This is a genomic window from Bacillus sp. AM 13(2015) (genome assembly GCF_001518755.1).
Classification (GTDB): domain Bacteria; phylum Bacillota; class Bacilli; order Bacillales; family Bacillaceae; genus Bacillus; species Bacillus safensis.
The window spans coordinates 1-17,258 of record NZ_LKCP01000087.1 but is presented as its reverse complement, the minus strand read 5'-3'; the positions used below and the strand labels follow the sequence as shown (position 1 = coordinate 17,258).

Genomic DNA, 17,258 nt, shown 5'->3' with positions numbered 1-17,258 from the left:
AAGAATAAGACACAGTGATCCGCTTGGTTTGAGTATCAAAGAGCTTATTCACATTTCCTGCTGTCCACATTTTAACATCATTTAGAAATGATTAATGATTTCATCAAAATGTGCACCCCTATCACTTAACATTGAAGCTTTCAGAAACACCTGTTCCAGTGTGCTTGATTGATACTTCTCCTTTAAGGCTGAGACTGTCCCTTCATCCATTTTATTTCCCTTAGAAATAATGGCGATTTTCTGGCACAGCTCTTCCGCTGAAAGCATATCATGCGTTGAAAGCAAGATTGCACCATGATGCTCGGCATACCGCTTCATCAGTTTCTTTGTGTTTATAACCGCTTCAATATCAAGTCCTCTAAAGGGCTCATCCATGATCACCAATTGACTATCAAGCATAAATGCAGCAATCAGCTGTGTCTTTTTTTTCATCCCATGTGAATAGGTTTCGATCGGTCTTGATAAAGCCGAGTCCATATCAAACAGTTCAATTAGTTGATTTCTTCTGTGAATTGTTTTACATTCATACATAGAAGAAACAAACTCTAAATATTCAGCACCAGTCAATGCTTCAGGGAGCAGCAGGTCATCTGGAACATAGGCTACTTGTTTTTTAAAGGATGGTTCATCATTAGTGACGCCCTGCAAATGAATTTTTCCTTCTGTATGCTTAATGATGCCAAGTATACAGTTAATCATCGTTGTTTTACCCGAACCATTCGGTCCAGCAACAGCAACGATTTGATGAGGGTCGATCTTTAAATGAAAATCATTGACAGCAGTCACGTTATTTTTATACGTTTTGGTTAAATTCTCGATCGTAAACATATAACCTCCAAGTGTCTGCATATTCTTTAAAAACAGATCAGGCTAAACCGCCCGCCACAGACGGTTTAGCCCTGGTGTCTTATCTAAGAAGTAAAAAGATGAATCCTAAGTATAGCTACTTACATTCAATTTGGACTTTTAAGCCACTTTCCCACTGAACGGCTCCTGTAAAGCTACCCTTGCCGTTTGCGATACACCAAACTGCTGCTCCTAGAACGACTGTTGCTCCCAATCCAAGAAGGACAGCAACAAATACTAAGAACCAAGCTTGGTCCATAATAGCAGGTTCCATAGTGGAATAGTCAACTTGCGGCGCTGCATAAGTCATACTTTTCACCTCCCAGCTTATGATGATCGTATCATAGGCGTCACACGCCAAACATCTACAGAACATCCCATTTTTGACCGAACATACATTTGATTAAAATGTGACTTTTTATTCAATTATTCACCTTCATCTGTTTAAACCCTCTCTTATTTACTAGATTTTAACACCTCTTAAGAACCACAAAACCCATTTAATGTCATTTGCACCATCTTTTTTCTTCTCTTTTTCAAATAGTCCATATTTATCATCTATCATTTTTATTCTTTCTTTTTTGTGAGATAGAAAGAATTCCCCGATATATCAGATATAAAAGTCCTGATTATATGTCGCAATAACATCAATTATGAAATATTTACTGATCATTCCGATAAAAGAGTGAGTATATTTTCCTTCTTCTCTTGACTCTAAAAATATGTATATACAAGAAAATCGATTGGGAAAAAAGCCCTTACCTTGTTCAGCAGTACACAACATATGACTCGCTCCTATTCTATGAAAAAAAGCAAAGCAGCCATCACAAACTGCTTTGCTTTTTCATATTTATGAGGAACTAGCAGCAGAGGCTGCATCTGGAAAATGATTGTTCCCAATGATTTCACCAGCTGGCACAGAGAGTCCTGTATCCCCCGATCTCTTAAATGGAAGGAGCGGGAAAACAAGCTCTGCTAAATAATAAGCTTCTTCTAGGTGCGGGTAGCCAGAAAATATAAATGTATCAATGCCTAGAGATTGGTATTCTATGATACGATCTGCTACTGTTTGCGGATCTCCGACGAGTGCTGTTCCTGCACCGCCGCGTACTAAGCCAATGCCTGCCCAAAGATTTGGGCTAATTTCAAGTTTGTCTTTCCTCCCTTGATGCAATTCCACCATTCGTCTTTGACCTACTGAGTCCATCCCCTGTAAAACTTTTTGCGCCTCCTCAATTGTTTTCTGATCTAAATGACGAATCAGATGTTCCGCTGCCTGCCATGCCTCCTCTTCGGTATCTCGCACGATCACATGAAGACGAATGCCAAACTTCACCGTTCTTCCTTCCTTTTCAGCCTGTTTCTTCACTTGTTCAATTTTCTCTTTTACTTGTGCAGGCGGTTCGCCCCAAGTTAAATAGACATCTGTATGCTTGGCGGCCGCTTGAATTCCTGATGATGATGATCCACCAAAAAAGACTGGTGGATGGGGGGTTTGAGCTGGTGGGAATAACAGCCGGCCATTTTCCGCTTGTAGATGTTTGCCATGAAATTGAACATTTTCTCCTTTCAATAACCGCTTCCAAATCGTCAAAAACTCTTCTGTTGCCTCATAGCGTTCATCATGAGAAATGAACAGACCATCTCCTTCAAGCTCCTCTTTACTTCCCCCTGCTACCACATTAATCAGCAGCCTTCCACCTGAAAGACGATCTAATGTAGACGTCATTCTAGCAGCAACAGACGGCTGCATAAGCCCTGGTCTAAGAGCCACGAGAAACTTTAAATGAGTGGTTTCAGCAGCTAAAGCAGCTGCCGTCAGCCATGGATCTTCACATGATCTCCCAGTCGGAAGCAAGACTCCTGTATAACCAAGCTGATCAGCTGCTTGAGCAATCTGTTTAAAATATGGATAGTCTGCCTGTCTTGCCCCTTTTGTTGACCCTAAATAACGGCCGTCTCCATGCGTTGGAATAAACCATAAAATATTCATGACATCGCCCCCTGTTATTATTCACCTTGATAACTAGTGCGCCACTTGAGCAGACGCTTTTCTAACAGACGTACAAATGAATCTGTCAGCTTACCTACTACTGCAAAGATGATAATTCCGACAAACACTTTATCCGTTTGAGAAAATTGCCTTGCATCCATAATCATATAGCCGACGCCGCTGCTTGAACCCATTAACTCAGCTACCACTAAACCTAGCCAAGCAATTCCTAATGACAGCCTCACGCCCAGAAGAATATGCGGAAGAGCAGCCGGTAAAATCAGCTTTGTGATGCTTTGATACAGATTAAACTCTAAGGCGCGGGCCACATCAAATAGCTTATTATCTACACTGCGAATACCTAGAAAAGTATTAATATAAATCGGAAAAAAAGCCCCAAGTGCAATCAATAAAATTTTCGCCGTTTCATCAAAGCCAAACCAGAGGATGAATAAAGGTGTGACCGCTAAATGGGGAACGGTTCTCAGCATTTGCAAGGTCGGATCTACATACTGCTCTGTTTTTTTAGAAAACCCTACGCATACGCCCAGCATAAGACCTAAGCCTCCCCCAAGTAAAAATCCACATATTGCTCGATAAAGACTGATGTAAAGATGGCCAAACAGCTCACCAGAACGTATCAACTCTCGAAAGGATTCAGCAATCAAAACGGGCGAAGGCAATACAGTGGAAGAAACAATTTGAGAACCAGCTATAATCTGCCAAACCGCAATAAGTAGAACAGGTAATACCAGTCCCTTTAACTTATATAAAGAAGACGCTTTTCTCCTTTTTCTCTTTGACCGCTCAATTTTAGATGCTAAAGCCGGGTTCGAAATAGCTTTCATTCATCCATCTCCTCTTTCAGCATTTTTTCAATAAACGAATTATCTACAACCTGATTGACATCAATTTTCCGCTGGATCGCCTTTGTTTTATATTGAAAATCAGCGGTATGCTGCTGAGCATTGATGATCTTCTTCGAAATGGGCTTATTGAGTGGTTCCGTATTGTTTAATACTTGTGTGACGACCTTCTTATCTAAATTTTTTAAACGCGCATATAGAGTAACAGCCTCTTCTGGATGTGATTTCTGCCACTTCACCGCATGGTCATATACCTTTAAAAATTTCACCACTAGTTCAGGATGCTGATCAGCAAACTGAGTGCGAACAAGTGTGAAACCTGGAGAATATAAATCAGTCGCTTCCCCATTCACCAGCAGCTTTGCTCCTTTCTTGATCGTTTCAAGTGATAAGAACGGCTCCCAGATCGACCAAGCATCAACGGATCCATTTTCAAATGCTGATATCGCTTCATCTGGCTGTAGCTGAATGATCTGAACATCCTTCGCAGATAAACCTGCCTGATCTAATACTTTGTATAAAAAATCAAAGCCACTGCTCCCTTTAGCGACAGCAATTTTTTTCCCTTTTAAATCTTCTACTTTTTGAATCTCACTGTTCTTATTCACTAAAATACCGTTCGCTTTCAGCCCATCCTGAGATAAACCAATTTCCTTAAAATCAATACCCGCTGCCTGACCTGCTATGACAGGTGAGTTTCCAACTTGCGAGAAATCTAATTGATTTGCAGCAAGTCCTTCAAATTGGGGAGGACCACTTTGAAACTCCACCCACTTTACCTTCACTCCTTCTTTTTCAAATGATTGTTCAAACCACCCTTTTTCCTTTGCTAAAAGCAGCGGGCTCAAACTTTGCTGAATCCCAATCCGAATTTCTTTCACCTTGTTTTCTGAGCCGTCTGCTGCTTGACCACACCCTGCTAAAACAAGGAGAAGACTCAAAAAAATCACGATCATTTGTATCTTTTTCATGCGATTTCCCCTCCCTAAATCCCTGATCCATCAGTTAGTAACAATTCATCTGTTTTCTCAAATTCTGAAAGCACCTTTTGTCTTAAATGTTGAAAAGAGGTTGATGTTCTATCACGCGGAAAAGGCAGATTCACAGGAAGAATTTTATGGATTCGGCCAGGTCTCGCTTGTAAGAGCACAATTTCATTTCCTAAATAAATCGATTCATCAATATCATGAGTAACGAGCATCATCGTTGTTTTTTTCTCCTGCCAAATGTCCAGCAGCACATCCTGCAAGTGTTTTCGTGTGAATGCATCCAGCGCACCAAATGGTTCATCAAGCAATAAGATCTCCGGATCACGAAGGAGTGCTCTCGCAATGGCAACCCGTTGCGACATTCCTCCTGAAAGCTCATGTGGATAAGCATGTTCAAATCCTTTTAATCGAACAATTTCAATCAATTCATCCACTTTGCGGCGTACATCCTGTTGTTTTAAATTGAAATTGGCTGCTATATTTTCTTCGACTGACAGCCATGGAAATAGGCGGTGTTCCTGAAAGATAAAGCCCTGTTTCATTCCAGGTTCTGTGATCCGTCTGTCTCCTATCAAAATTTGCCCATCATACGCTGTATCGAGCCCGCCTATGATTTTTAGCAACGTACTTTTTCCGCATCCACTTGGACCTATCACTGTTACAAATTCCCCGGGAATGATGTTCAATCTTAAGTCTTCAAGTACCCGAATGGTCTGTTTGTCTTTCCAAAAGGATTTATCCGCAATATCAATTGAAATCGTCATTGAAACCCTCCACTCCTCTTGCCATCAGATACATACACAGAAAGGCCCTTATCCCCAAAAAAGAGATAAGAGCCTTCGTGTTGTCCGATCAGCTAATCATATTGATTTGTTAGCACCATCCTAAATCATATTAATCCCATAAATCAACTCAAATTTATAAAATGGTTATTTTGTCCTTGTATGCTTTTCATCAATCCGATCGTAAATCGCTTCTATTCGTTCCTTGCTGCTGTAAATCTCATATTTGTTCCGCTCAATTAAGATGTCTAGTGTGATATCCATGTGTTTTCTGTATTTTTTTCGTTTTTTCTTTTTTTCCATCTTCATCATCCTTTCTCATTCAAATAAAAAAAGGCTCTTCACTCATGCTTGAGTGATAGAGCCTTCGGTTGACCGATCAGCCATTCTTGTTCGCGTTTTCAGTATGCTCATGTTAATACACACTATTCCTACCTGTCAACTATATTTATTGTTTTTTCAGATTTATCTAAAAAATGATTGACCGAGCAGTGAACAAGATTTATAGTCTTATTAAATATTTCTTATCAAAACAGTTGGTTTTATCTAACAAAAGGAGGATACACACATGTCAGAAAAACGTTCATTTCGTTTAGAAACAAAAGCCATTCACGCGGGTCAGGAGCTTGATTCAGCGACCTATTCAAGAGCCGTGCCTATTTACCAAACAAGCTCCTTTGGTTTTAGAGATAGTGATCATGCAGCGAATTTATTCGGTCTTCAGGAACCGGGAAATATTTATTCACGTATTATGAACCCGACAAATGACGTATTTGAAAAGCGTATCGCAGAGCTTGAAGGTGGAATTGGTGCACTTGCTGTTTCTTCTGGGCAAGCAGCGACGACTTATTCTATTTTAAACATTGCAGGAGCCGGGGATGAAATCGTTTCCTCAAGCAGTCTTTATGGCGGCACCTACAATTTATTTGCCCATACACTCAAAAAACTCGGCATTACAGTAAAATTCGTCGACTCATCCAACCTTGAAGAACTTGAAGCAGCGATCACAGACAAAACAAAGGCAGTGTATGCAGAGAGCATTGGGAATCCAAAAGGTGACATTTTACATATTGAAGCCATCTCAGCCATTGCACACAAGCATCATATCCCGCTTATTGTGGACAATACACTCGCCAGCCCTTATTTATTAAGACCTATTGAGTTCGGTGCAGACATTGTCGTCCATTCAGCGACAAAATTTATTGGCGGTCATGGTACATCAATTGGCGGCGTCATCGTTGATAGCGGCCGATTCCCTTGGGCTGACAGCGATAAGTTCAAAGGGCTGACTGAACCAGATCCAAGTTATCACGGTCTGACATATACAGAAGCGATTGGAGAAGCGGCTTATATCACAAAAGCACGAGTACAGCTCTTACGTGATTTAGGGGCAGCTCTGTCGCCATTCAACTCATTTTTACTTCTGCAAGGCTTAGAAACATTACACCTTCGTCTTGAGCGGCATAGTGAAAATGCGTTGAAAACAGCACAGTTCTTACAGGATCATCCTCTTGTCGATTGGGTAAGCTATCCGGGCCTTGAAAGTCACGAATCCTATGAACTTGCTCAAACCTATTTACCAAAAGGACAAGGCGCGATCCTCACATTCGGAATCAAAGGTGGGCGCGAAGCAGGTAAAAAGCTCATTGATTCTGTGCAGCTTTTCTCCCATCTCGCAAACGTGGGCGATTCTAAATCTCTCATCATTCATCCTGCCAGCACAACGCATCAACAATTAAGCGAGGCAGAACAAAAAGCGACAGGTGTCACACCAGAGCTCATTCGTTTATCTGTTGGAACAGAAGCGATTGAAGATATTCTTGCAGATCTTGAACAGGCGATTACAAAAAGTCAATCTGAATGACATAGAAAAAAGCACACGGCTGTGTGCTTTTTTCTTGTTTATTAATGATTGAGTAAGCGAATGTCTTGGAAAGGATAAAATACAAATGAGGTAGTTCCTTGAATATCGCGCTTTGTAAAAAGACCTAAGCCGTTGCGGCTGTCCATTGAATTTTGGCGATTGTCCCCCATGACAAAGTACTTTCCTTTTGGAACAGTCAGAGGGCCAAAATCAGGTGTCAGCAAAGTACCATCTGCCGCTGCTTTCTTTTTGTTTGACGCTAAGTAAGGCTCTGCCACTTTTTTCCCATTAACAAATAGCTGATCATTTTTCATTTCAATTTTATCACCAGGTAAACCAATCAATCGTTTGACATAATGAGTGCTGCGATCTTCCCCATCAAGAACAATGATCTGTCCCCGTTTATAATCACCGAAATAATCAACCGTTTTATTCACAAACACCCGCTCTGTGTTATGCAGTGTTGGGTCCATAGAAGTCCCTTTCACAATGTACGGTGCGAATAAAAAGTTCCGAATGATAAAAACAGCAATAAATGCGATTAAGATGGCTTTGATCCAGCCCCATAATTCTGATTTCTTTTTTTGTGTTTTTGTATTTGTTGTCATAAGCTCCTCCTGAATTCCCCAAGGACGAAATGTGTGTCACCAGCTGCCAGCCGGCGTCACGCTTGTTTCTCCCTAAATATAAACATATTTTGCCAACAAATCAAGCAAAGAGAGAGAAAAAGGCAAGCACCTTTCTGTGCTTGCCCAAAACTCAGTTAGTTAGCAGAAGAATCCGCTTCTTTTTCTTTGTTTGCTTTACCATAGAAATAATCCGATGGATTCACTGGTTTGAAATCAGATAACTTATGGAATCGAAGAAGATCCCTATAGAGCACTTTATCTGAAAGACTTAACTGATTATCAACACGGGCTTTAATCGCCTCTGTCTTTTTATTTTGTTTCACCACTTTACCCGTTTTCGTATCATAAACGGTATTATCGACAAGTGTGTATTTCGGTGTCACATAGTTTCCATTACGGAAGGCAACAGTCTCATCATGCTTTTTAGAGAATAAGTCTGTTCCAAAATTCACGAATTCATTTGAATCGATACCTTGTAAGTGAAGAAGTGTTGGCATCACGTCGACTTCACCACCATACGTATGATTCACGCCGCCCTTCTTACCAGGAATACGAATCATGAGCGGAACCCGCTGGTTTTGTGCATTTTGATAAGGAGTGATTTCTTTCCCTTGAATTTCACTCATTGCACGGTTATGGTTCTCAGAAATACCGTTATGGTCACCATACAATAAAATGACTGAGTCTTTATACATACCTGATTTTTTCAAGTCTTTGAAGAATTGCTCTAATGACTCATCTAAATATCTTGCTGTTTGGAAATAGTTATCGACTGTTTTATCGCCCGTTGTTGCCTTAGCGATTGTCGCATCTTTTTCATCTAAATTAAATGGATAGTGATTTGTCAGTGTCATTAAATGTGCATAAAATGGCTTTTTCATTGATTCTAGCATTGGGATTGATTCTTTGAAGAACGGTTTATCCTTCAGACCCATATTCACAAGGTTTTCTTCATCCATGTTGTAATAGGAAGCATCAAAGAATTGATCAATTCCCATATGTTTATAAATCGTGTCACGGTTCCAGAAAGATTTATAGTCCCCGTGAAGCACTGCACTCGTATAGCCTGCTTTTTGATCTAGGATGGCAGGTAGTGATTGGAAGGTATTTTCACCCTTTGTCACAAATGCTGCTCCCTCTGGCAAACCAAACATACTATTATCCATCATGAGCTCAGCATCAGATGTCTTCCCTTGCCCAGTCTGATGGAAGAAGTTATCGAAATACGTAAAGTCATCTTTCCCATGAGCCAGTTTGTTTAAAAATGGAGTCACTTCTTCTCCATTTAATTTGTAGTCAATTAAGAAAGACTGGAAGCTTTCTAAATGAATTTTAATAATGTTTTTACCTTTTGCTTTTCCAAAATACTCTGCATTTGGCTTCGCATAGTGAGAAGACGTATAGTTCACAACATCCGTTAAATCTTCACTGCTTGCATTTGCAACCTGCGTTGCGTTTTGTGCTGCTTGTACCCCGTCATAAATCGTATAATTGTAAACACCTAAGTATTTGACAACATACTTATGATCAAAGGTTCTCGTTAATAATTCTGGACGATCCTTTTCAGCCAAATGAAGGTTTACAAAGAACAGTCCAATACCTGCAGCTACAATCAGCAGTGCAAACGTCTTTTTCATTTGGAACTTCTTCACTTCCGGTCTCCAAATGACAATCGCAATCAAGATGATGATATCAAGGAAGTATAAAAGGTCATGCGGCTTAATGCTTGCTAACACACCGCCAGTCATGCCTCCCCCAAGATTTCCTGCCTGCTTCATTGTTGAGAAAGTCAAAAAGTCATCAAAGAAACGGTAATACGCTACATTTGCATATAAAAGTGCGGTCATAATAAAATCAATAACAATTAAAACAATGGCAGATTTACGCCCCTTTAAAAAGAGAGCAAGTCCAAAAAACACAATGGCTGAACTAAATGGATTCAATAAGAGAAGCCCCTCTTGAAAAGAACCTTTCACTCCTAAATTAAAGTCCATTTTGTAGGCTGTGTATGATTTAGCCCAGAATAATAGGACAGCCAAAACAAAAAAGCTATATTTGTTCGCAAATATTTTTTTCATAAAACCTCTTCTTTCTTATCATCGTTCTGATATAAATGAAATCATAAAAAATTTACATTCATTTTGCAAATGTAAATCTTCTTCGTCAAGCATTCCGATGCTCTGTCTCCGCCGGATACATGCGCTCCTTTAATATAACGAACGAGAGGCATCATAAGTTTCAAAAAAATACGAGTAAATAAAAGGAAAAATATCCATTTACATTAAATTTACGCACACTTCATGTTTTAGTGGATGAAGAAGGTTTTGTAAATCACTCAGTATTACTTTACTTTTTTCATCTATTCGTGTCAAAGTAATTATAAAGAAAAGGAAGAATCACCTAGGCTTTTCGACTTACTTACCCAAATTTATACAAAATTCGATCCATGCTTCTTTTATTGTGACTCAACCTTCATTAATCCATGTACCTCCTAAAAAAACAGTTTTAAACAAAAAAAGCTTGATTTCCCCTACTAATGTGCGGTGTGATTAAGAGGTAGATTTTGATCATATCATCCTTATGTTCATGACAAAAAAATCGAGCTGGAGGACATCACATGAAGATTAACAAACAAATCAACACTTTTGAAGGAAGATTTTCAGAAGATATAGTCACTATCATTGCTGTTACAGGACCTTCTGGTGTAGGGGCAGGAAAAGCAGGACAGGCACCTCTTTGGACCGCTTCTATTCCACTAATTGCCTGGAAGGAAAACGGCCATATCACAAACGAAAATGTAAGACTTTGCTGGTTAACAGATGACGAAGGATTAAGGGAAAAGCAGGCACAATTACATAAAGAATCAATCGTTACACTCCAGGTCCGAAAGGGCGAAGGTGAATTCATGCTTGTATCTTTGATCAATACAGATACAAAGGATCAAGCACTTCAAGAAATTTTAGAACAAGCCCAAAAGCCTGTGTTTTATCATGATGACATACTTGGAACCTTTGAGTTAGTGAAAGGACTAGACTTATTTGAAAAGACGATCCAATGGAGCAATGAAGAGTGCCTTCTCTACTTCAACCTCGAAGAAGATGAAAAAATAAATGACTCTCTTTCTACAGCAAAACAACTCATACAAGAACAAGTTAAATGGGATTCTTCTATTAAATCATTTGCCGCGAATCAGCTGATAGATCTAGCAAAGGATTGGCAGGAACAAGACGAATCAGTTGAAAAGCAAGAAGAACTCACACTGAATCAATTTATGAGCCGCATTTCACTTGAAAGCCTGCATGTTTACCCTGAGGGAGAGTTTGAAGTCTACTATCATGACGGTGATTTATTTTGGGGACATGTCATTATTATCACAGGAAATATAAATGGCACATTTCATGATGCACACATTGCAGGCTAACAGCTGGAGGGACATTAGATGGAGATCAAAGCTTTTCAAGAATTAAATCTAATTGGGAAAACGCCAGCCATTGCCAAAATAGGCGGGTTCCGTCCTGATCCAGCTGTACACAGCTGGTTTGCAGGCCATTTTTTCATCGATCCTCATCAGGGCTGGCCGACAGATCAAGATGGTGCCATGATTCCGATCTTACAAATTTATTTACCAGAAGTGCCAGGAGGAATGAACGGCTTCAATGAGTGTAAGCTGATTCAAATTTTCCTCAACCAGAAAGCACTTCCGATTGATATCACCAAAAACGGCGAAGGCTGGAAGCTCATTGAATATGCATCAATCGAAGGTTTAGAAGTAGCTGAGACTCCTGAAGAAGTGAGAGGACTCAAACCCTTTCAAATCCAATGGAACAAAAGTGAGCAAAGGGATTTCCCTTGCTGGGAAGAAGCATGGTCATATGTGGATCTAACAGAAGTAAACGAAAGTGAAGAAGCGACAGACCACTTTTTTAATCAATACACAAATTATTCGTTCACAAAAATCGGTGGATATGGGGCGTATATTCAATCCCCACCCCATCAACAACAAGGCGAATTCATGCTACAAATCGCCTCAGAAGAAAAACCTCGTTTCATGATTGGTGATAACGGCACGATGTATTTCTATTATGACAAAGAATCAAAAGAATGGTTTATGCACTGGGATTGTTTTTAACGTTTATTGAATGAAACCTTGCCTTCTCCTAAGCGTAATGAATAATATGAAAGGAGGAAGCAAAATGGGATTCATTTTAGACATCTTTTCACTTGCTGTGTATATCCCTTTTTTAAAAGTGGATGAAGAGGAGATCTCGAGGAACGCAGCACATCTCAAAAAATATAGCTGGTTTCAGGCACTATTACATGATCAAACTTGCAGGGAGCTCATCATTTATGATCCCGGTGTCCGGCGTGTCATAGGCAGGTTTAAAACGGAGAAACTCCATAAGAAGCGATACAACTTAAGATGCGAACGTAAATTACTACAAGCATTACAACACGCAATGTAAACTGAAACAACAAGAGCCGCACTTTCCTGTGGCTCTTTTTTTAGCAATTGAATCGTTCCTTTATAAGAAAACATTTGACGCCTGGACAACTCTCCCCGTATATTATGTATAAATCCATCTTTTTCAAAGAAAAGGGGGCCTCACATGCACTTGTTTAAGAACTGGAGAAAAAAGCAGCCTGCACAGCAAGTCGCTTCAGAAAAACAAGAAGACAGCATCCAAATCAACTTCTCCACACTTCCCTTTGGCACAGACACCGTCGATGATTTTTTGTTCAACCTAGACCTGACCTCCAAGCTCACAGATCCCTATAAAGAAACAGATACGAACAAGCTTACCTAGCTCTTCGCAAATCCTCATCCAATACTGGATGATTTTTTTATACTCAATGAAAGGTGTATCCAATGAAAACATATTATATCGTCAGACACTGCCAAGCAGTTGGACAATCTAAAGATGCAGCTTTAACACCACAAGGCATCACTCAATCTCACGAACTGTCACAGTTTTTTTCCAGCATTCATCTTAATCAGATTATCTCAAGTCCTTATAAACGAGCGATCCAAACTACTGAGCCCCTTGCTCATGCAAAACAGCTCGAGATAAAAATCGATCAGCGCCTCTCTGAACGTGTATTAAGCAGCAAGCCCATAGACAATTGGTATGAGAAGCTAAAGCTCAGTTTTACAGACTTACATATGACCTGTGAAGGCGGAGAATCGAGCCAAGAAGCCATGAATCGTATTGTAGAAGTGCTCCACGAACAAATAAAATTAGAAAAAGATCATACCCTATTCATCACACATGGTAATATCATGAGCCTGCTTCTTAAACATGCCGATCCAACGATTGGATTCAAGGAGTGGGAAAAATTAAGCAATCCAGATGTCTATATCCTGAAATATTTCAAACCAGATCATGTAGAAATAGAACGAATATGGTATAAATAAACGGCAGAATGAATTCTGCCGTTTCCTCATCTATTGTTGATAATAAAAAGCCTCTACCCACTCATACGGCTTCTTACGCTCCGCACACCATTTCATGAAGCCTCTTGTCTCCGTTTGCTGAAATTTCTTCCAGTCCGATAAAAGCTGATCATAATAGGCTGCTTGTTTTTCAACATTAGTACGAATCCTCTTATCTTCAATCAGCATCATGACATCTTCAATACCTTGAATTCGCTCTTGGTCTTTCTCATAGGTGCTTAAATAAAGATCTTCATGTATATGATGAAACGAATACCATAAAGCCGATAAATAGATTTCACAAATTTGAACAATCACACGCTGCTCCTTGCTGCCCCCAAGCTCTAGCGCTTTCAATAAATAGGGCAGCCCTTCTCCCTGATGTACAAACAAGCCCTGCCAGCGATATGGTCTTACATCCATTGGGTCAACCTTCTCCCACTCTTGCAGAACAGGCTGAATCACCCCAATTATCAATGGATACACAAGCAAATGATGACCATCCTCAAACCGTTCAATCTTCTCAAACAGCCAAGCAACAAATGAACGCTGTACTTCAAAATCGTTCTCTTTCATCTCTTCAATAAAGGCCTGAAGAACTTTTAGCGCATCTTTACGCAGGCCCTGTTCTTTTCTCACACAGTACTGTCTAAAAAGAGGATAATCATTTACTCCCTCGTCTTGAATGATAGCCTGTAATATCGTCTTCGTTTGCAATAACAACGCCGCCTCTTTATATTCATTCTTTTCTCTTTTGACTTCTTATTTAAAGGTAAGTAGTTTTACATCCAATCTTTTCTATGCTCATGAATGAATTGAATGTCTTTTTGATAATGTTCAAGATGTCCTTCATGGATCATGTCTTGAAAAGCGATATCACCCTCACTCGCTTTTCGTTTCATGTACTGACATAACCCTTTTAAACGCAGCAGCACCATATCCAAATAATCTTCTGCTATTTCCTCCCCATAAGATTCAAAAAACAGTTTCACTCTATGCTTTATATAGTCTGCATGGTCTAATGATGAATATTTCACGACCTCCCCTGTTTCAGTGCGAAAAAATCTACTAAGAGGCACACATGTATATAGGGTATATGCGATATCCCATAGCCTCGGACCAGGAGCAGCTACATCAAAATCAATAATCCCTACTGGTTTTTTATCCTTGAAAATAATGTTATACATAGCAAAATCATTGTGGCAAACAACCTCTATGTTGTTAGGCGTATTGTCCATTCGTTCCCAATCGTCTGAAATGGGAAAATCACAAACAGCATCATGATACAGTCTAAGCATTCTCGCTAATTCTTTTAAGGCATGGTGAGAGCACATGTATTCTTTTAAGGGATTATGACCAGCTACGCCTTCAATGAAAGACAAGATCTCTCTACCTTTTTCATCAACCCCTAAAAACTTTGGAGCATAGGAAAAATTCTTTTTTTCTAAATGCTTTAGCAGCTTTCGTATATTGATATTGTCTGACTTTACTTCTCGACGAACCGTATCTCCCGAACGATATACGTTCGAGACATTGCCACCTGTCAATAACTCTTCATGGTCACTTTGTTTTTTCATAAATTCTCCCCTAAAATTGGGTCACAATGATGATGTCAGCTAAAGATGTGTATTTCCCCAAATATTTTTAGTTACACAAAGGTAGTACACTGTTTTGTGTGAATGTGCTGCCCCATTTTGTTTCCTTACATGGTTAAATGTATCTTATCAAATGTTGCAAATCATCTAAAGATTATTCTGCTAAAAAAGTACATGCTCATTATTTTCTAATAGTTTTCTATTTTTAATAACTCATTTAAACCACAAAAAAACGTTTACCACAAGGGTGAAACGTTAGGTTCACGGTAAAAACCAATCATGAAACTTTTAATAGATACCGATGGCAAGGGTTGAACCGGCACCCGTGATAAATTATTCCTAAAAGGCAAGGTATACCCTCTTAAAGTAAAGTACTCGTTTATAAAATAAGAATCAAAGTTCTTCTTGATATATTTCTGATTTTATCGGCTTTAAACTCAAAGGTATTTTAAACTCATGAATACTTTCAATATGATTAAAAAAATGATCGATATCGTCATAATCCATTGACCATTCTTCTACCACTTTTAAATTTTTTAACTCGCTTGTTGGTTTAAATAAAAATTCACAGTGTAGTTGTTCCATGTGAGAATAATCATCTTCTTCATAAACTGTAAACTGACGTACAAGGTCAAAATGAAATAGTTCCTCTCCTGTAAAGTCATAGACACCACACTGAAATAAAATTTCTTTATCTTCTTCGCCCTCAACTGCCTCCTTTGAAAAAGCCTTAAATGTTTCCCAAACCTTTTTTATATCATCGATATCTTCACCAATGCTATCTTTAAGATAACTTTCAGCATTTTTAACCGTAATCATGACAACACCTCTCCTATGTACAATTTATCTCATCCTTCTTCAATTATCCTGCCCTTTTAGTTTAATAATAAGGTAACCATCAATAAAGTAAAAGATAATCTCCTCCTCTGTCATATTGTAAGGCTTTAATTCAGCAAAATTTATTTCTTGTACTGTTAGAGAATTAAGAAACCCCTCAAATTTATTCATTTAATACTGAATAGAATGTGGTCTCAAATATTTTAATGTCTTGCCATTTAGCTAATTCCCCTTTCACCAGTGAACAGAACACGATTTGAAGTAATTTTGTTGTGTGAAAAACCAGTTAAAAAACAAATAAAAAACGCCCTCCTACAATTTGTAGAAAGACGTTTTAAACGTTGATATTCCTTAATTCTTCTGTAATGAATGATAATAAAGAATATCTAAAACTAGATACCGGTGGCCGGGGTCGAACCGGCACTCCGTGAGGAACACGATTTTGAGTCGTGCGCGTCTGCCAATTCCGCCACACCGGCATGATCATTAAAGAGCGCATCTTATATTAAAAACAATGGTGCCGAGGGCCGGACTTGAACCGGCACGGTAGTCACCTACCGCAGGATTTTAAGTCCTGTGTGTCTGCCAATTCCACCACCCCGGCAGTCTTTTCAAAAAAGGCGACACCCGGATTTGAACCGGGGATAAAGGTTTTGCAGACCTCTGCCTTACCACTTGGCTATGCCGCCATTATTGGAGCGGAAGACGGGATTCGAACCCGCGACCCCCACCTTGGCAAGGTGGTGTTCTACCACTGAACTACTTCCGCACATCAACTGGGCTAGCTGGATTCGAACCAACGCATGACGGAGTCAAAGTCCGTTGCCTTACCGCTTGGCTATAGCCCAATAATAAAATGGGGCGATTGATGGGAATCGAACCCACGAGTGCCAGAGCCACAATCTGGTGCGTTAACCACTTCGCCACAACCGCCATAGATGTAATGAATTATAAAGTATAATTGGCAGGGGCAGTAGGAATCGAACCCACACCGGAGGTTTTGGAGACCTCTGTTCTACCGTTAAACTATGCCCCTATGAAAATAAAAAATGGTGGAGGGGGGCGGATTCGAACCGCCGAACCCGGAGGGAGCGGATTTACAGTCCGCCGCGTTTAGCCACTTCGCTACCCCTCCACTTTTGAAAAACAGTGCCGGCAAGAGGACTTGAACCCCCAACCTACTGATTACAAGTCAGTTGCTCTACCAATTGAGCTACACCGGCAAATAGTGGTGGCTCGGGACGGAATCGAACCGCCGACACACGGATTTTCAGTCCGTTGCTCTACCAACTGAGCTACCGAGCCAAGTATTCTTTTGAAAAATGGCGGTCCGGACGGGACTCGAACCCGCGACCTCCTGCGTGACAGGCAGGCATTCTAACCAACTGAACTACCGGACCATTTTGGTTGCGGGGGCAGGATTTGA

The 17,258-nt window shown here is 39.9% G+C and carries 18 protein-coding genes and 11 tRNA genes; 6 read left to right on the top strand and 23 right to left on the bottom strand.

Annotated elements, in window-relative coordinates:
- Nucleotides 1-81: 81 nt before the first annotated feature.
- The 7 genes from AOQ70_RS16860 to AOQ70_RS16830 all read right to left on the bottom strand — a co-directional run bounded on the left by AOQ70_RS16860 (nucleotide 82) and on the right by AOQ70_RS16830 (nucleotide 5,779).
- Nucleotides 82-828, bottom strand: coding sequence for an ABC transporter ATP-binding protein (locus AOQ70_RS16860; protein WP_059377550.1), 747 nt, complete (start codon nucleotides 826-828; stop codon nucleotides 82-84).
- Between the two features lie 115 nt (nucleotides 829-943).
- Nucleotides 944-1,156 (bottom strand): hypothetical protein, encoded by a 213-nt coding sequence (locus AOQ70_RS16855; RefSeq protein ID WP_012009371.1) that lies wholly within the window; start codon nucleotides 1,154-1,156, stop codon nucleotides 944-946.
- A gap of 540 nt (nucleotides 1,157-1,696) precedes the next feature.
- Complete coding sequence (gene ssuD, locus AOQ70_RS16850; protein WP_059377547.1) at nucleotides 1,697-2,839, bottom strand: FMNH2-dependent alkanesulfonate monooxygenase; 1,143 nt, start codon at nucleotides 2,837-2,839, stop codon at nucleotides 1,697-1,699.
- A 17-nt stretch (nucleotides 2,840-2,856) separates the two neighbouring features.
- The gene (locus AOQ70_RS16845; protein ID WP_039177367.1) at nucleotides 2,857-3,687 is read right to left on the bottom strand and encodes an ABC transporter permease; all 831 of its coding nucleotides are present in this window, start codon (nucleotides 3,685-3,687) and stop codon (nucleotides 2,857-2,859) included.
- On the bottom strand, nucleotides 3,684-4,661 hold the full coding sequence (locus tag AOQ70_RS16840) for an aliphatic sulfonate ABC transporter substrate-binding protein (protein WP_371412179.1): 978 nt from the start codon (nucleotides 4,659-4,661) through the stop codon (nucleotides 3,684-3,686). Before AOQ70_RS16840 ends, AOQ70_RS16845 begins: the two co-directional genes overlap by 4 nt.
- A gap of 29 nt (nucleotides 4,662-4,690) precedes the next feature.
- Nucleotides 4,691-5,458: an ABC transporter ATP-binding protein gene (locus AOQ70_RS16835; RefSeq protein WP_059377544.1), complete on the bottom strand. Its 768-nt coding sequence runs from the start codon at nucleotides 5,456-5,458 to the stop codon at nucleotides 4,691-4,693.
- A gap of 165 nt (nucleotides 5,459-5,623) precedes the next feature.
- Entirely contained in the window at nucleotides 5,624-5,779 is a 156-nt protein-coding gene (locus AOQ70_RS16830) for an FbpB family small basic protein (protein ID WP_039177358.1), read from the bottom strand.
- 265 nt (nucleotides 5,780-6,044) lie between these two features.
- Between AOQ70_RS16830 and AOQ70_RS16825 the strand changes: the two genes are divergently transcribed.
- A complete protein-coding gene (locus tag AOQ70_RS16825; protein WP_059377541.1) occupies nucleotides 6,045-7,340 on the top strand; it encodes a homocysteine synthase in 1,296 nt (431 codons plus the stop codon).
- 41 nt (nucleotides 7,341-7,381) lie between these two features.
- Here the strand turns inward: AOQ70_RS16825 and lepB are convergent, their stop codons facing one another.
- Nucleotides 7,382-7,948 (bottom strand): signal peptidase I, encoded by a 567-nt coding sequence (gene lepB, locus AOQ70_RS16820; RefSeq protein ID WP_047202849.1) that lies wholly within the window; start codon nucleotides 7,946-7,948, stop codon nucleotides 7,382-7,384.
- A 155-nt stretch (nucleotides 7,949-8,103) separates the two neighbouring features.
- Nucleotides 8,104-10,047 (bottom strand): LTA synthase family protein, encoded by a 1,944-nt coding sequence (locus tag AOQ70_RS16815; RefSeq protein WP_024427404.1) that lies wholly within the window; start codon nucleotides 10,045-10,047, stop codon nucleotides 8,104-8,106.
- Nucleotides 10,048-10,586: 539 nt separating this feature from the next.
- Here AOQ70_RS16815 and AOQ70_RS16810 point away from each other — a divergent pair.
- The 5 genes from AOQ70_RS16810 to AOQ70_RS16790 all read left to right on the top strand — a co-directional run bounded on the left by AOQ70_RS16810 (nucleotide 10,587) and on the right by AOQ70_RS16790 (nucleotide 13,382).
- On the top strand, nucleotides 10,587-11,390 hold the full coding sequence (locus tag AOQ70_RS16810; RefSeq protein WP_059377539.1) for a DUF2262 domain-containing protein: 804 nt from the start codon (nucleotides 10,587-10,589) through the stop codon (nucleotides 11,388-11,390).
- A gap of 18 nt (nucleotides 11,391-11,408) precedes the next feature.
- A complete protein-coding gene (locus tag AOQ70_RS16805; RefSeq protein WP_059377536.1) occupies nucleotides 11,409-12,098 on the top strand; it encodes a DUF1963 domain-containing protein in 690 nt (229 codons plus the stop codon).
- Nucleotides 12,099-12,162: 64 nt separating this feature from the next.
- Nucleotides 12,163-12,432, top strand: coding sequence for a hypothetical protein (locus tag AOQ70_RS16800; RefSeq protein WP_059377533.1), 270 nt, complete (start codon nucleotides 12,163-12,165; stop codon nucleotides 12,430-12,432).
- Between the two features lie 144 nt (nucleotides 12,433-12,576).
- Nucleotides 12,577-12,774: a hypothetical protein gene (locus AOQ70_RS16795; RefSeq protein ID WP_059377531.1), complete on the top strand. Its 198-nt coding sequence runs from the start codon at nucleotides 12,577-12,579 to the stop codon at nucleotides 12,772-12,774.
- 62 nt (nucleotides 12,775-12,836) lie between these two features.
- Entirely contained in the window at nucleotides 12,837-13,382 is a 546-nt protein-coding gene (locus tag AOQ70_RS16790) for a histidine phosphatase family protein (RefSeq protein ID WP_059377528.1), read from the top strand.
- A 30-nt stretch (nucleotides 13,383-13,412) separates the two neighbouring features.
- Here AOQ70_RS16790 and AOQ70_RS16785 read toward each other — a convergent pair whose 3' ends face one another.
- The 14 genes from AOQ70_RS16785 to AOQ70_RS16720 form a co-directional block, all read right to left on the bottom strand.
- Nucleotides 13,413-14,117, bottom strand: coding sequence for a hypothetical protein (locus AOQ70_RS16785; RefSeq protein ID WP_059377525.1), 705 nt, complete (start codon nucleotides 14,115-14,117; stop codon nucleotides 13,413-13,415).
- Nucleotides 14,118-14,182: 65 nt separating this feature from the next.
- The gene (locus tag AOQ70_RS16780; protein WP_059377523.1) at nucleotides 14,183-14,977 is read right to left on the bottom strand and encodes a phosphotransferase; all 795 of its coding nucleotides are present in this window, start codon (nucleotides 14,975-14,977) and stop codon (nucleotides 14,183-14,185) included.
- 411 nt (nucleotides 14,978-15,388) lie between these two features.
- The gene (locus AOQ70_RS16775) at nucleotides 15,389-15,814 is read right to left on the bottom strand and encodes a hypothetical protein (RefSeq protein WP_059377521.1); all 426 of its coding nucleotides are present in this window, start codon (nucleotides 15,812-15,814) and stop codon (nucleotides 15,389-15,391) included.
- A 415-nt stretch (nucleotides 15,815-16,229) separates the two neighbouring features.
- Nucleotides 16,230-16,311, bottom strand: a tRNA-Leu gene (locus tag AOQ70_RS16770).
- Between the two features lie 36 nt (nucleotides 16,312-16,347).
- Nucleotides 16,348-16,436: transfer RNA gene (locus tag AOQ70_RS16765), tRNA-Leu, on the bottom strand.
- Nucleotides 16,437-16,450: 14 nt separating this feature from the next.
- Nucleotides 16,451-16,521, bottom strand: a tRNA-Cys gene (locus AOQ70_RS16760).
- Nucleotides 16,522-16,526: 5 nt separating this feature from the next.
- Nucleotides 16,527-16,601, bottom strand: a tRNA-Gly gene (locus AOQ70_RS16755).
- Nucleotides 16,602-16,608: 7 nt separating this feature from the next.
- Nucleotides 16,609-16,680, bottom strand: a tRNA-Gln gene (locus tag AOQ70_RS16750).
- Between the two features lie 9 nt (nucleotides 16,681-16,689).
- Nucleotides 16,690-16,765, bottom strand: a tRNA-His gene (locus tag AOQ70_RS16745).
- A gap of 29 nt (nucleotides 16,766-16,794) precedes the next feature.
- Nucleotides 16,795-16,868, bottom strand: a tRNA-Trp gene (locus tag AOQ70_RS16740).
- A gap of 14 nt (nucleotides 16,869-16,882) precedes the next feature.
- Nucleotides 16,883-16,967 (bottom strand) — tRNA-Tyr (locus AOQ70_RS16735).
- 15 nt (nucleotides 16,968-16,982) lie between these two features.
- Nucleotides 16,983-17,055, bottom strand: a tRNA-Thr gene (locus AOQ70_RS16730).
- Between the two features lie 6 nt (nucleotides 17,056-17,061).
- Nucleotides 17,062-17,137: transfer RNA gene (locus tag AOQ70_RS16725), tRNA-Phe, on the bottom strand.
- 18 nt (nucleotides 17,138-17,155) lie between these two features.
- Nucleotides 17,156-17,232: transfer RNA gene (locus AOQ70_RS16720), tRNA-Asp, on the bottom strand.
- Between the last annotated feature and the right edge of the window lie 26 nt (nucleotides 17,233-17,258).

What these genes read in the sequence shown, in the direction of transcription:
- AOQ70_RS16860 (WP_059377550.1), bottom strand. Translation starts at nt 828, where the DNA reads ATGTTTACGATCGAGAATTTAACCAAAACGTATAAAAATAACGTGACT.
- AOQ70_RS16855 (WP_012009371.1), bottom strand. Translation starts at nt 1,156, where the DNA reads ATGACTTATGCAGCGCCGCAAGTTGACTATTCCACTATGGAACCTGCT.
- ssuD (WP_059377547.1), bottom strand. Translation starts at nt 2,839, where the DNA reads ATGAATATTTTATGGTTTATTCCAACGCATGGAGACGGCCGTTATTTA.
- AOQ70_RS16845 (WP_039177367.1), bottom strand. Translation starts at nt 3,687, where the DNA reads ATGAAAGCTATTTCGAACCCGGCTTTAGCATCTAAAATTGAGCGGTCA.
- AOQ70_RS16840 (WP_371412179.1), bottom strand. Translation starts at nt 4,661, where the DNA reads ATGATCGTGATTTTTTTGAGTCTTCTCCTTGTTTTAGCAGGGTGTGGT.
- AOQ70_RS16835 (WP_059377544.1), bottom strand. Translation starts at nt 5,458, where the DNA reads ATGACGATTTCAATTGATATTGCGGATAAATCCTTTTGGAAAGACAAA.
- AOQ70_RS16830 (WP_039177358.1), bottom strand. Translation starts at nt 5,779, where the DNA reads ATGGAAAAAAAGAAAAAACGAAAAAAATACAGAAAACACATGGATATC.
- AOQ70_RS16825 (WP_059377541.1), top strand. Translation starts at nt 6,045, where the DNA reads ATGTCAGAAAAACGTTCATTTCGTTTAGAAACAAAAGCCATTCACGCG.
- lepB (WP_047202849.1), bottom strand. Translation starts at nt 7,948, where the DNA reads ATGACAACAAATACAAAAACACAAAAAAAGAAATCAGAATTATGGGGC.
- AOQ70_RS16815 (WP_024427404.1), bottom strand. Translation starts at nt 10,047, where the DNA reads ATGAAAAAAATATTTGCGAACAAATATAGCTTTTTTGTTTTGGCTGTC.
- AOQ70_RS16810 (WP_059377539.1), top strand. Translation starts at nt 10,587, where the DNA reads ATGAAGATTAACAAACAAATCAACACTTTTGAAGGAAGATTTTCAGAA.
- AOQ70_RS16805 (WP_059377536.1), top strand. Translation starts at nt 11,409, where the DNA reads ATGGAGATCAAAGCTTTTCAAGAATTAAATCTAATTGGGAAAACGCCA.
- AOQ70_RS16800 (WP_059377533.1), top strand. Translation starts at nt 12,163, where the DNA reads ATGGGATTCATTTTAGACATCTTTTCACTTGCTGTGTATATCCCTTTT.
- AOQ70_RS16795 (WP_059377531.1), top strand. Translation starts at nt 12,577, where the DNA reads ATGCACTTGTTTAAGAACTGGAGAAAAAAGCAGCCTGCACAGCAAGTC.
- AOQ70_RS16790 (WP_059377528.1), top strand. Translation starts at nt 12,837, where the DNA reads ATGAAAACATATTATATCGTCAGACACTGCCAAGCAGTTGGACAATCT.
- AOQ70_RS16780 (WP_059377523.1), bottom strand. Translation starts at nt 14,977, where the DNA reads ATGAAAAAACAAAGTGACCATGAAGAGTTATTGACAGGTGGCAATGTC.
- AOQ70_RS16775 (WP_059377521.1), bottom strand. Translation starts at nt 15,814, where the DNA reads ATGATTACGGTTAAAAATGCTGAAAGTTATCTTAAAGATAGCATTGGT.